We start from the raw sequence: 12,538 nt of genomic DNA, 5'->3' as shown, positions 1-12,538 counted from the left end.
ATCAGGCGCTCATCAGGAAGGCCTGCTCGCCGACGAGCTTGCGGCGCAGCCAGGCGGAGAACTGGTCGACGATGAAGATGGTGGTGAACAAGAGCAGCACTAGCGCCAGCGTTTTGGCGCCGAAGCCGCGCGAGATGGAGAGCTTCAGCTCCTCGCCGATGCCGCCGCCGCCGACCGCGCCCATGATCGTCGAGATGCGCACGTTGATCTCGATCCTGAGCAGCGTGTAGGACATGAAATTGGGCAGCACCTGCGGCAGGGCGGCGAAGCGGATGCGCTCGAACCAGTTGGCGCCGACCGCCCGCAAGCCCTCCTCGGCGCGCATGTCGATGTTCTCGTTGATCTCGTAGAACAGCTTGCCCAGCGCGCCGATCGAATGCAGGCCGATGGCGATGATGGCGGCGACCGGGCCGATCGAGACGATGGCCGCGAACAGGCCGGCAATGACGATCTCGGGGAAGGCGCGCAGCAGTTCCATGAAGCGCTTGACGACGAGCCTGAGCGCCGGGCTCGGCGTCAGGTTGCGCGCGGCGATGAAGGAGAAGGGCACGGCGAAGACGAAGCCGACGAAGGTCGAGACCAGCGCCACGTTGACCGTGGTCAGCATCAGCTCGAAATATTCGGGGATGTAGAATCCGCCCCAGACAGGGACGCGGCCGAGCGGGAAGTTGAATTCCTGGGTGCCGGTGTCATGCGGCGAGGCGACGTCGAACAGGGCGCGCCAGACGTCGTTCCAGTCCTTGGGAATCAGCCAGCTCAGGAAGTCCAGTATGTGCGGCAGCCGGTCGAGGAAATGGCCGGCATTGGCCTCGTCGGCGAACCACATGGTCGCGCACATGGCGACAAAAAGCAGGCCGACACCGAGGCCGGTGTAAAGCCGGCGCAAGGACGTCTGGCGCCGCCAGGCATCGGCCGCCAGGCGCGTCGCGTCAGAGTGGATTGTCGCTGAGGTCATGATCGGGAGATGCAAAAGGGGCGGCGTTTTTTGGCGCCGCCCCTTTTCCTGATGCCGTCAGCCGCCGATGGCGGCTTTGCGGGCTTCGACGATGACGTTGTAGAAGTCCGGCTTGACCGGAACGTAGCCGGTGAAGTCGCCGCCCTCGACGCCCTCGAAGCAGGGCTTGTCCTTCGTCGGCAGCGCGGTGAAGAACGCGGTCAGCTTGGCCTTCATGTCGTCGCCGAGCGCGGTGCGCACGACCAGCGGGCCGTTCGGGATCAGGCCGGAGCGCCAGACCTCGACGAAGTCGTTCGGGTCGACGGCGCCCTTGGCGACTTCCTTGTGGAAGGTGCCGGAGGTGTAGCCGTTCTTGAAATCGCCGATGCCGGAGGAATCGTCCACCGCGACGTCGACCTTGCCGTCGCGGACGGCGAGAACGTTGTTCTCGTGGCCGCCATTGAACTGGGTCGAGGCGAAGAAGGCTTCGTTCGACTGGCCGGTGTCCTTAGGGATCTGGGTCAGCGGGATCAGGTAGCCGGAGGTCGAGTCCGGATCGGCATAGCCGAGCTTCTTGCCCTTGGCCGACTTGATGTCGGTGATCCCCGACGACTTCAACGCCAGGCCGATCGAATAATAGCCGGTGGCGCCGTCGGTCTGCTGGGTGGTGAGGATCGGGGTGACCGCCTTCGGGTCCTTGATGTAGACGCTGGCATAGCCGGAAGCGCCGAGCTCGGCGAAGTCGAGCGTGCCGCCGAGCAGGCCCTGGATGACGCCGTCATAGTCGGCGGCCGGGAACAGCGAGACCTTCTCGAAGCCGAATTCGGCCTTCAAATGGTCGGCCAGGCACTGGTAGTTGCGCAGCCGGTCCGTCTCGTTCTCGCCACCGAGGATGCCGACGCGGAATTCCTTGACGTCGGCGGCATGAGCGGCGCTCGTCGCGATGGCGAGCAGTGATACGGCGCCAAAAACCATCTTCCTAAACATTTGGATCTCTCTCCTGTTGTTCCGGCCTCGCGCCGGCGACGTTCGAATTTTGACAGCTGCCTTTGACGCGGGCGGGCGATCCGGGTTGCTCGTTTGCTTGGCCATGATCCTTGCCGAACCGGTTGCCGCTCTTCGTCAGCGTGGACGGTTCGAAAGCATCGACTAGTAGCCGGGGAATGCGGGCTCGAGCGGTCCGGCGGATGCGGTGATCTTCGGCTTGAAGGTGACGCTGGTCGACGTGATGGCCTCGGAGATATCGGCGCCATTCGCATCCGCGCCATAGACGAGGCGCACGGCGTCGCGGTCGAGATCCTCGGGCGCGCCATCGAACACGACCTTGCCGGCGGCCATCCCGATGATGCGGTTGCAATAGGCCCGCGCCGTGTCCAGCGTGTGCAGATTGGTGATGACGGTGATGCCTTCGCGTAGGTTGATGTCCTGCAGCGAGTCCATCACCACCTTGGCGTTGAGCGGGTCGAGCGAGGCGATCGGCTCGTCGGCGAGCAGCACCCTCGGCTGTTGCATCATGGCGCGCGCGATCGCCACGCGCTGCTGCTGGCCGCCGGACAGCGTGCCAGCCGGCTGCAGCGCGGTGCGGGCGATGTCGAGGCGTTCAAGCGCCGCAACCGCCTCGGCGCATTCGGTGCGCGAGAAAATGCCGAACAGATTGGACAGCGTCGAGCGGTGGTTTAGCCGGCCAAGCAGCACGTTGGTCAGCACGTCGAGGCGCGGCACCAGGTTGAACTGCTGGAAGATCATGGCGCAGTCGCGCTGCCAGCGCCTAAGCGGCGAGCCCTGCAGCGCCGAGACTTCGGCGCCGTCAAAAAAAATCGACCCCTGGCTGGGGTCGATGAGACGGTTGATCATGCGCAGAAGCGTCGACTTGCCGGCGCCGGAACGGCCGATGATGCCGACCATCTGGCCCTGCGGGATCGACAGGTCGACGGCGCTGACGGCGGTGTTCTTGCCGAATCGTCGGCTGACACCGCGGATTTCGAGCGTGGCAGAGGCTGCTGACATGGGGCTAGGCTCCAGTCCAGTCGGTTACAGGGTCTGTTAACCTTGGCTAGCGCAGCCCCATGAACCTGCGGTGTCGGATTGATGTCAGTTTTGTTACCGCCCACAGCTGCGCGGTAGCAGTCATCAGCCGAGGACCAGGACCTCCTCGAAATGCTCCATGTCACGGAAGCTGCAAAAGGCCGCCGGGTGGAGTTCGATGACCGGCGCCTCGCGGTCGAGGAAGGACAGGCAGTCATCGAACAGATCCTGCCACGCCGCCGCCCGCTCCTCGGCAAGGCGGCGGATCTGGTAGGCGAAGGTGATGTGGAAGACGTAGGTGTCATGGTCGGGATGGCGATAGCCGAAGGGCACCGACAGCGCGTCGCGCCAGGCCTGGAGGATGCGCCGGTCTTCCTCCGAGGCGCCGGCGACGGTGAGGCCGTTCGGGGTGATACCGATGGCCTTGATCCTGAACGCGCCGCTGCCCGCGAAGCCCTTCAGGCGCTCCAGATAAAGGCGGGTGATGTCGTCGATGCTGGTGTCGAGCGCCAGATCCCGAGGCCAATAGGGGTGCCGCGACGGCGCTCGATGATGCCCTGGAACAGCGTCATGTGCAGGCTGGAGACCGGGGTGAAGGCAAGCCGGTCGGCGTCGGGCATGGCGCGCATGCGCTCGCGCACCGCGACTACAGCGGCTTCGGAAGGTGAGCCGGCTACGAGATGGGAGACAATGGTGTTTCCGGGCTCGAACAGGAAATTGCCCGCCGTGTCGTAACGCGTGCCGAGATGCACCGGCGGCGCCGGGTTGGTGCCTTCGAAGAAGCCGGCGAGCGAGGGTCTGGCTTTGTCGAGCATGGCGATCTCCCTGGCGAGATCGCCTCTTGTCTGACTCGTATGTCAAAGATGTGAATCTAGGGGCGTCGTCCTGGGCATAGGTATCGAACCTAGCGGTCTCACTAGCAGTTAAGGCAGTTCTACCGGGAGATGGACGCCAACACGAAGAGAATTAGCACCCCTACAGCTGCCAGGCCCAAGCCCAAGATGGTCAAGACAATGGACGAGACTCGGTCGGACCGACTCCAGCGGTTTACCTGGCTCCGAACGACCCAAATCCCCAATACAACCAGCGCCAACCCAATGCACGCCGGTATAAACAGTATAGCCACGAAATGATCTCCTTCCACACGACTGGCCTAGGAGATGTTTGATATAGCGAGATTAAATTACTGTACGACCACACCACGTTCCCGTGAATGTCAACCATACCTCTCCAGAAACGCCTCCGCCGAGAGCGCGCGAAAATCGTCGAGCGACGCGCGCAACCGGGCATGGTCCCAGTCCCACCAGGCGAGCGCCTGGTAGCGTTCGGCGGTGCGGCGGTCGAAGCGTTCGCGGATCGGCTTCGCCGGCACGCCGCCGACGATGGTGTAGGGCGCGACATCCTTCGACACCACGGCGCCCGCGCCGACCGCCGCGCCGTCGCCGACGGTGACGCCGGGCAGGATGGTCGAGCCGTGGCCGAGCCACGTGTCGTGGCCGATGGTGACGCGCTTGGCGCGGCGCTCTGCGAAAAACTCGCTCTCGTGCTCGGTATCGTCCCAGTAATCGGAGGCGCGGTAGGTGAAGTGGTGCAGCGTTGGCCGCCAGGTCGGATGGTTGGTGGCGTTGATGCGCACGCTGGCCGCGATGTTGGAGAACTTTCGAATGGTCGCGCACCAGACGGCGCAGTCCTGCATCATGTAGGAATAGTCGCCGAGCTCGCTTTCCGAAACCCGGCTGCGGTCGGCGATCTCGGTCCAGCGGCCGAGCGTCGAGTTCTCGACCTGCGCGGTCGGATGAACCAGCGGCGTCTCCGACAATATCCTTGTCATGCGGCAATCCTGCCTGCGGTGAAAGCGGTGACGTCGATGACGCGGTCGGCGACCGCCTCGCGCACGTCTTGATCGTGGAAGATGCCGAGCAGGGCGACGCCGGCCGCCTTCTTGGCGGCGATCAACTCGACCACCACGTCGCGGTTCCTGGCGTCCAGCGAGGCGGTCGGCTCGTCGAGCAGCAGGATCGGATGCCCGGTGATGAAGCCGCGCGCGATGTTGACGCGCTGCTGTTCGCCGCCGGAGAAGGTCGCCGGCGGCAAGGTCCAGAGCTTTTCGGGCAGGTTGAGCTGGGTAAGCAAGGTGCGTGCCTTGTCCCGCGCGCCTTCGCGTTCCTCGCCGCGCTCGACCAGCGGCTCGGCGACGACGTCGAGGGCCGAGACGCGCGGCACTGTGCGCAGGAACTGGCTGACATAGCCGATCGTTTGCCGGCGCACGGCAAGCACCGTGCGCGGGCTGGCGCTGGCGAGATCGATCAGGCCGTTCTCGTGCTGGACGATGATCTGGCCCTCGTCGGCGGCGTAGTTGCCGTAGAGCATCTTCAGGATCGAGCTTTTTCCCGCGCCGGACGGGCCGCCGAGCACGGCGCATTCGCCGGCGCGGATCGAGAACGACACACCGGCGACGACAGGCAATTTGATGCCGTCGCGCAGGTGCATGGTGAAGCTTTTGGCGACGTCGGAGACAACGAGAGGGGTGGGCATCAGAAGGTCCTCCTATTGTCGCCGATCGGCGGGAGAATATGGCACTTCTCCCCGTATAGTGACGGGGAGAAGGGGCGGCCTCGTGCGGTTTCGCCAATCTCCAACGTCGCAGATAGCCCGTGCCAGAGGGGGGTGACTTGGCGCCATCATCACACCTGCAAAATCGAAGAAACAAGCAACTGCGTATAGGGCGCGCGCGGGTCGTCCAGCACGCGGTCGGTGAGGCCGGATTCGACGACATGGCCGTCCTTCATCACCATCATGCGCTGCGACAGAAGTCGCGCCACGGCGAGGTCGTGGGTGACGACGATGGCCGCCAGGCCAAGGTCGGTGACCAGCCCGCGCAGCAGGTCGAGCAGACGCGCCTGCACCGAGACGTCGAGTCCACCGGTCGGCTCGTCCATGAACACCAGGCGCGGCCCGGTGACGAGGTTGCGGGCGATCTGCAGGCGCTGGCGCATGCCGCCGGAAAAGGCGCGCGGCTCGTCGTCGATGCGGTCCTCGTCGATCTCGACGCGCGACAGCCAGTCGACGGCGGTGGCGCGGATTTTTCCGTAGTGGCGGTCGCCGACGGCCATCAGCCGCTCGCCGACATTGGCGCCGGCCGACACCGTCATGCGCAGGCCATCGGCCGGGTTCTGGTGGACAAAACCCCAGTCGGTGCGCATCAGGAAACGACGCTCGGCCTCGCTCATGCGATAAAGCTCGCGCCATTGGCCGTCGCGCATGCGGTAGCTGGCGGTGCCGGAAGAGGGCAGCAGCCGGGTCGACAGGCAGTTGAGCAGCGTCGTCTTGCCGGAGCCGGATTCACCGACCACCGCCAGCACCTCGCCAGGCCAGAGGTCGAAGCTGACAGTCTCGCAGCCTACGCGCGAGCCGTAGAATTTGGACAGCGCCGAGACGCGCAGCAGCGGTTCGTCGGTCATTCGGCCGGCTCCGTTCTTTCGAGAGCAAGTTGGGCGTCAGGCGCTAGGTGGCCGCGATGGCCTTCCTCACGCCGCTTCTCGCAGTGGTCGGTGTCGGAGCAGACGAACATGTGGCCGCCGTGGTCGTCGAGGATGACCTCGTCGAGATAGACATTCTCCGCCGCGCAGAGCGCGCAGGGCTGGTCGAAGGTCTGCACCTCAAACGGATGGTCCTCGAAGTCGAGGCTGACCACGTCGGTGAATGGCGGCACGGCATAGATGCGCTTTTCGCGGCCGGCGCCGAACAACTGCAAAGCCGGCGACCGATGCATTTTCGGATTGTCGAATTTCGGCGTCGGCGACGGGTCCATCACATAACGGCCCTCGACCTTGACCGGATAGGCGTAGGTGGTGGCGATGCGGCCGTGCCTGGCGATGTCCTCGTAGAGTTTGACATGCATCAGGCCGTATTCCTCAAGCGCATGCATCTTGCGCGTTTCGGTCTCGCGCGGCTCCAGGAAGCGCAGCGGCTCGGGGATCGGCACCTGATAGACCAGAATTTGGCCTGCGGTGAGCGGATGCTCGGGGATGCGATGTCGGGTCTGGATGATGGTGGCGCTGGCGGTGTCGGTAGTCACCGCGACATTGGCGACCTTCTTGAAGAAGGCGCGGATCGAGACGGCATTGGTGGTGTCGTCGGCGCCCTGGTCGATGACCTTCAGCACGTCGTCCGACCCGATGATCGAAGCGGTGACCTGGACGCCGCCGGTACCCCAGCCATAGGGCATCGGCATCTCGCGCGAGGCGAAGGGCACCTGGTAGCCGGGGATGGCGATACCCTTGAGGATGGCGCGGCGGATCATCCGCTTTGTCTGTTCGTCGAGATAGGCGAAGTTGTAGGTGGCGATGTCGGTCATGGCGATCACATCCACTCCCTGCTATTGAATTGACGCCCAGAAAACGGAAATAAAGGCGAAGTCGGATGACCCAGACCGGTTGGATACATATTGGAATTCTGCTTCTAGCCTTCGCCTGCATGGTCGGGTTTGTTCTTCGGCGTTTGTTTTTGCCGACCTTCAGAGAAGGCGCGCATGTCACAGGCGGAAACGGCAGCTATGTCGGCGGGCACAGCAGCCATTCCCATGATGGCGGCGACGGGAATGGCAATGGCGGGGGCGGCAATGGCGGGGGTGGCGACTAGGCTCATTCGGAGGCCTCGCGCTTCTCCTCGCCAGTGCGGTGATCTTCACGCGCGTCGTGCTCGGCGCGCATGCGGCGCACCAGATCGAGCTCGGCCTGGAAGTCGACATAGTGCGGCAGCTTCAGATGCTCGACGAAGCCGGTCGCCTGGACATTGTCGGAATGCGAGATGACGAACTCCTCGTCCTGCGCGGCGGCGACGATGTCCTCGCCGAGTTCGCCGGCCCGCAAGGCACGGTCGCAGAGCGCCATCGCCATCGCCTTGCGCTCGCTCTGGCCGAAGACCAGGCCGTAGCCGCGGGTGAATTGCGGCGGCGCCTTGGCCGAGCCCTTGAACTGGTTGACCATCTGGCATTCGGTGACGCAGATCGCGCCGAGCGGCACGGCGAAAGGCAGTTCCGGCACGTCGAGCTCCAGCTCGACCTCGCCGATACGGACCTCGCCGACAAAGGGGTGGTTGCGGGCATAGCCGCGCTGGGTGGAATAGCCGAGCGCGAGCAGAAAACCCTCGTCGCCGCGCGACAGCGCCTGCAAGCGGACGTCACGCGCCATCGGGAATTGCAGCGGCTCGCGGGTGATGTCGCCGGGAACATGCTCGCCGGGCATGTCGCCATCGGCCTCGATCAGGCCCTCGCGGGCGAGGATCGCCGAGACGCGCGGCATGGGCTCGGCCTCGGTGGCACGTTGCATGGGCTCGGCGACGTCGCCGCCGGCGGCAAGCTCGGGATCGAGCAGCCGGTGTGTGTAGTCGAAGGTCGGGCCGAGCAGCTGGCCGCCGGGCAGGTCCTTGTAGGTTGCCGACACACGACGCTCGACCAGCATGGCGCCGGTGTCGACCGGCCTGGTGTAGCCGAAGCGCGGCAGCGTGGTGCGGTAGGCGCGGATGAGGAAGATCGCCTCGATCATGTCGCCGCGCGCCTGGACGATGGCAAGTGCTGCCAGCTCGCGGTCGTAGAGCGAACCCTCGCTCATCACCCTGTCGACGCCGAGCGCCAGCTGCTCGACGACCTGGTCGAGGCGCAGCGCCGGCACCGTGCGGTCGCCGCGACGGCGATCGGCGAGCAGGCGGTGCGCATTGGCAATCGCGGCCTCGCCGCCTTTCACCGCGACATACATGTCAGGCCTCCATCGTCTTGATGCGCGTGGTGCGCGGCAGGCAGGCGACCCCGTCCGGTGCTGCCAGGATGATGTCGACGCCGCGCGGAAAGCGCTGGCTGTTCTGCTTCCACTGCTCGATGAAGTGGCGCGGCATCTCGGCCGGCGCGAGCATTGCCATCTTCTCGATGCCCGGGCCTTCGAGCAGCAGGGGAACGCCCGAGGCGAGATCGCTGACGATGAGGATCAGCGTCGTCGAGCGGTCGGGATATTCCTGCGTGCCTTGCGAAAAGCCATCCAGCGCCATCATCTCGGCCGGCCTGGCTATAATGGCGAAATGCGCGTCGGCCGGCATGTTGGCGAGCGGCGCGCCGGTGTGGAAGCCGAGCCAGGATCTGACCGGCGCTTCGGCCTGCAACGCAGGTTCGAGCCAGAGCGGGGTGTCGTTGTCGCAGAGCGTCAGCGCCACGGCGCCCGATGTCACTGACAGCGGCGCCGGCGGGCGGGCGAGGCCCGGCAGCGGCTGTATGCTGCCCGGCCGCGCCATGGCGTCCATGACGGCGCGAAACACGGTCTGCGCATTGAAGACCGGATCGGCGAAGCCGCCCTCGATCGCTTGCGTCTCCATCAGTCCTCTCCGCGCACCATGGTGAAGAAATCCACTTTCGTCGCCGCCGTCTCGGCGCGACGTTTTTCCTGCGCCTCGCTGAGCACCGTACGCAGCGGCGCGATGACCCTGGTCTCGACAATTTCGCGATGGGCCGGGTCCTGCCACAGCGCGTCGGCGATCGCGGCCAGCTTCGCCTTCTGCCTGTCGCGGCCGAGCGCATAGCTATGGCCGACCTGACCGGAGGGCAGGCGCACCGTGGCGCGGGTGACCGTCGCCTCGCCGACATTGAAGGGCGCGCCGCCGCCCCCGATGCGGCCACGCACCGTCACCAGACCGGTTTCGGGGCCGCGCAAGAGTTCGGCTTCCAGGGGCAGGCCGGCCTTGCTCCAAAGCCGGGCGAGCTCGTCGCCCCCGGACTGCGCCAGCGTCGCCATCGCCGCCTTGCGCCCGGCCTGCTCGCGCGCTTCCTGTCCTCGCATGGCAGCACTCCGTCGATTGCGTAAATTTGTCTATTGATATAGACAACTATACAAATTATACGCATTAGCTAGCGCGAGTCCATGACGGCTGGATGACATCGGCGAAAAGTCTGGGCGGTGAACCGGGGGCTGACATGAGTGGGCAGCAGGCAGCCAGCATCGAGCGGCGCAGCGGCGTTTCGCTGTGGCGGCAGATCGCCGACCGGATCCTGCAAGGGATCGCGGCCGGCGACTTTGCCGAGAGCGCGGCGCTGCCGCCGGAAATGGCGCTTGCCGAACGCTATGGCGTCAATCGCCATACGGTGCGCAGCGCCATCGCGGCGCTGGTGCAGGAGGGCGTGCTGAGGGCCGAGCAGGGGCGCGGCACCTTCGTCTTGTCGCGCAAGCGGCTTTCCTACCCGATCGGCGCCCGCACGCGCTTTTCGACGGGCCTGCAGGGGCAGACAAGCGAGCGGCATATCGCGCTGCTCGCCTCATCGGTCGAGCCGGCAAGCCGGCGCATCGCCGATGCCTTGAAGCTCGCCAGGGGAGCCGCCGTGCTCCGCCTGGAGACGCGCGGCGAGGCCGACGGCCATCCGGTGTCGCGCGCCACCGCCTGGTTCGACGCCAGGCGCTTCGCCGGCATCGATGCCGCCATGGCGGAGACGGGATCGGTCACCGCATCGCTCAGGCGCTTCGGCATCAACGATTATCTCAGGCAATCGACGGTGCTGTCGGCGCGCCATGCCGATGCCGCCGATCTTGCCGATCTCGACCTGCAGCCCGGCGCCATCGTGCTGGTGACGGTCGCGGTCAACGTCACGCTCGACGGTCAGCCGATCCAGTTTTCGGAGTCGCGGTTTCCGGCGGAGCGGGTGGAGCTCAAACTGTCGGCCAATGACTAGCCGATGCCGTAGAAGCGTGCGGCGGTGCCGCCGAAGACGGCGTCCTGCTCCGCCGGCGAAAGGCCTGCCAAAAGCTCCTTCGCGGCGGCCAGCCAATTCTCGTAGGTGGCGGCGAGCTCGCACACCGGCCAGTCGCTGCCGAACATCAGCCGGTCCGGCCCGAAGCAGGCAACGAGATGATCGGCATAGGGTTTGAGGCCGGCGACCGACCAGTTCGGCCCGGCCTCAGTGACCAGGCCGGAGAATTTGCAGACGACCGACGGCCGCTTCGCCAGCGCCGCCATGTCGCTTGCCCAGGGCTCTAGAATGCCCTTGGCGATGAAGGGTTTTGCCGCATGGTCGACGACGATCGGCAGGTCAGGCATGTGGTCGGCGAGTGCGGCGACCACCGGCAAATGGCGCGGCTGCGCCAGGGCGTCGAAACGCAGGCCGAGTTTCGGCAAAAGCTTCAGCGCGGCGAGCTGCTTCGGCTTCAAAATATCGAAGGTGTCGTCGATGTCCTGCAGCATCGGCCTTATGCCGCGAAACTTCGGCCGCGCCGCCAGCCGTCGCAGCGTCGCCTCGACATCGTCGGCTTCGAGATCGACCCAGCCGACCACGGCCGCGATGCTGTCGTCCTTGTCGGCGAGGTCGAGCATGAATTCGGTTTCGGCGACGGTCGCCGCCGCCTGGACGACGACGGTGCGGGCGATGCCGGCGGCCTGGAGGTGCGGCGCGAGGTCGGCCGGGAAGACGTCGCGCATGATCGGCGCGACGTGCGGCCCCATCCAGAAATAGTCGCCGCGCGCGATCTGCCAATAATGCTGGTGCCCGTCGATCCTCTGCATTGTCCTACCCGATCTCGATGACGGCCTTGATCAGACCGGATTTCTCATGCGCCCATCTTGCGAGATCACGCGGCGTGCCCGCAAGGCTCGTGCGGTGGGTGACGAGCTTTGCCATGGGCACCGCACTGTTGCGGATCGAGGTGGCGACATGGTCGAAATCGGCGCGGAGCGCATTGCGGCTGCCGATCAGCGTCATCTCGCGCTTGTGGAACTCCGGGTCGGAGAAGGTGATGTCGTCCTTGACGACACTGACCAGGACGAGGCTGCCGCCATGCGCGACATGGGCGAAGGCCGATTGCACCGACTGCGTGTTGCCGGTGGCGTCGAAGACCACGTCGAAGCCCTCGCCATCGGTCGCGTTCCGCACCAGATCGGCCGCCGCCTGCCGCGAGCCGTCGAGCGCGGCGAAACCAAGCTCGCTTTCGGCGAAGCCAAGGCGCTCGCTGCTCATGTCGAGCAGGCTGACGTCGAGGCCGGCGATGCGGGCAAACAGCGCCGTGCCAAGTCCGATCGGGCCGGCGCCGATGACCAGCGCGCGGGCGCCGGATTCGGTCAGCGCGCGGCGCACCGCATGCGCGCCGATCGCCAGGAATTCGACAGCGGCGGCATCGGCCAGCGACAGGCCGTTTGCCGGGTAAAGATTCTGCGCCGGCACCAGGATCTCTTCGCACATGGCGCCGTCGCGATGGACGCCGAGCACCTCGATCCTCACGCAGCAATTCGGCTTGCCTTTCCGGCAGGCGATGCATTTGCCGCAAGCCAGATAGGGGTTGATGATGACGGCCTCGCCGACGCTCAGGGCGACGCCCTCGCCGGTTTCGGCAACCGTGCCGGAGACCTCGTGGCCCATGATGCGGGGATAGGCGAGGAACGGGTGCTTGCCCTCGAAGATGTGGTAATCGGTGCCGCAGATGCCGACATGGCTGACTGCCACCCGCACCCAGCCGGCGGGCGGCGCGCCGGGCTCGTCGCGGTCTTCGAGGAAGAGCTCGCCGGGCGATCGGCAGACGACTGCTTTCATGCTTCAATCCAATTGTTTATGCC

At 65.7% G+C, this 12,538-nt stretch carries 14 protein-coding genes and 1 pseudogene; 1 reads left to right on the top strand and 14 read right to left on the bottom strand.

From position 1 onward, the window contains the following. Nucleotide 1: 1 nt before the first annotated feature. From phnE to phnG, 12 genes and pseudogenes are all read right to left on the bottom strand, one after another. Nucleotides 2-955, bottom strand: a complete 954-nt coding sequence (gene phnE / locus PU724_RS04055) for a phosphonate ABC transporter, permease protein PhnE (RefSeq protein WP_127284116.1) — start codon at nt 953-955, stop codon at nt 2-4. A 57-nt stretch (nt 956-1,012) separates the two neighbouring features. Continuing rightward, nucleotides 1,013-1,921: a phosphonate ABC transporter substrate-binding protein gene (gene phnD / locus PU724_RS04050; protein WP_127284115.1), complete on the bottom strand. Its 909-nt coding sequence runs from the start codon at nt 1,919-1,921 to the stop codon at nt 1,013-1,015. A gap of 162 nt (nt 1,922-2,083) precedes the next feature. Continuing rightward, nucleotides 2,084-2,941: a phosphonate ABC transporter ATP-binding protein gene (gene phnC, locus PU724_RS04045; protein ID WP_127284114.1), complete on the bottom strand. Its 858-nt coding sequence runs from the start codon at nt 2,939-2,941 to the stop codon at nt 2,084-2,086. 123 nt (nt 2,942-3,064) lie between these two features. Continuing rightward, nucleotides 3,065-3,774: pseudogene (locus tag PU724_RS04040) on the bottom strand (DUF1868 domain-containing protein). 401 nt (nt 3,775-4,175) lie between these two features. Continuing rightward, on the bottom strand, nt 4,176-4,790 hold the full coding sequence (locus PU724_RS04035) for a DapH/DapD/GlmU-related protein (protein ID WP_320320986.1): 615 nt from the start codon (nt 4,788-4,790) through the stop codon (nt 4,176-4,178). After that, entirely contained in the window at nt 4,787-5,494 is a 708-nt protein-coding gene (gene phnL, locus PU724_RS04030; protein WP_354419809.1) for a phosphonate C-P lyase system protein PhnL, read from the bottom strand. The genes PU724_RS04035 and phnL overlap by 4 nt, the downstream gene beginning before the upstream one ends. A gap of 149 nt (nt 5,495-5,643) precedes the next feature. Further along, nucleotides 5,644-6,420, bottom strand: coding sequence for a phosphonate C-P lyase system protein PhnK (gene phnK, locus PU724_RS04025; RefSeq protein ID WP_126058225.1), 777 nt, complete (start codon nt 6,418-6,420; stop codon nt 5,644-5,646). Further along, nucleotides 6,417-7,316 carry an alpha-D-ribose 1-methylphosphonate 5-phosphate C-P-lyase PhnJ gene (locus PU724_RS04020; protein WP_354419806.1) on the bottom strand — a complete coding sequence of 300 codons (900 nt, stop codon included), beginning with the start codon at nt 7,314-7,316 and terminating at the stop codon, nt 6,417-6,419. Before PU724_RS04020 ends, phnK begins: the two co-directional genes overlap by 4 nt. A 104-nt stretch (nt 7,317-7,420) precedes the next feature. Further along, nucleotides 7,421-7,606, bottom strand: a complete 186-nt coding sequence (locus PU724_RS04015; RefSeq protein ID WP_128275229.1) for a hypothetical protein — start codon at nt 7,604-7,606, stop codon at nt 7,421-7,423. Then, on the bottom strand, nt 7,603-8,715 hold the full coding sequence (locus PU724_RS04010) for a carbon-phosphorus lyase complex subunit (protein WP_354419804.1): 1,113 nt from the start codon (nt 8,713-8,715) through the stop codon (nt 7,603-7,605). The genes PU724_RS04015 and PU724_RS04010 overlap by 4 nt, the downstream gene beginning before the upstream one ends. 1 nt (nt 8,716) lies before the next feature. Next, nucleotides 8,717-9,322, bottom strand: coding sequence for a phosphonate C-P lyase system protein PhnH (gene phnH / locus PU724_RS04005; RefSeq protein ID WP_354419802.1), 606 nt, complete (start codon nt 9,320-9,322; stop codon nt 8,717-8,719). Then, nucleotides 9,322-9,783 (bottom strand): phosphonate C-P lyase system protein PhnG, encoded by a 462-nt coding sequence (phnG, locus tag PU724_RS04000; protein WP_354419800.1) that lies wholly within the window; start codon nt 9,781-9,783, stop codon nt 9,322-9,324. The genes phnH and phnG overlap by 1 nt, the downstream gene beginning before the upstream one ends. 134 nt (nt 9,784-9,917) lie before the next feature. Here phnG and phnF point away from each other — a divergent pair, with 134 nt between their 5' ends. After that, entirely contained in the window at nt 9,918-10,667 is a 750-nt protein-coding gene (gene phnF / locus PU724_RS03995; RefSeq protein WP_127282984.1) for a phosphonate metabolism transcriptional regulator PhnF, read from the top strand. Here the strand turns inward: phnF and PU724_RS03990 are convergent. Both PU724_RS03990 and PU724_RS03985 read right to left on the bottom strand, forming a co-directional pair. Continuing rightward, a complete protein-coding gene (locus PU724_RS03990) occupies nt 10,664-11,494 on the bottom strand; it encodes an amidohydrolase family protein (RefSeq protein ID WP_354419798.1) in 831 nt (276 codons plus the stop codon). The two genes, phnF and PU724_RS03990, sit on opposite strands and share 4 nt — an antisense overlap. A gap of 4 nt (nt 11,495-11,498) precedes the next feature. Beyond that, nucleotides 11,499-12,515: a zinc-binding alcohol dehydrogenase family protein gene (locus tag PU724_RS03985; RefSeq protein WP_354419796.1), complete on the bottom strand. Its 1,017-nt coding sequence runs from the start codon at nt 12,513-12,515 to the stop codon at nt 11,499-11,501. Nucleotides 12,516-12,538 lie beyond the last annotated feature (23 nt).

The sequence above is a fragment of the Mesorhizobium abyssinicae genome (assembly GCF_049887195.1).
GTDB classification, from domain to species: Bacteria; Pseudomonadota; Alphaproteobacteria; order Rhizobiales; family Rhizobiaceae; genus Mesorhizobium; species Mesorhizobium abyssinicae.
This window is presented reverse-complemented; position numbering and strand designations above follow the sequence as displayed.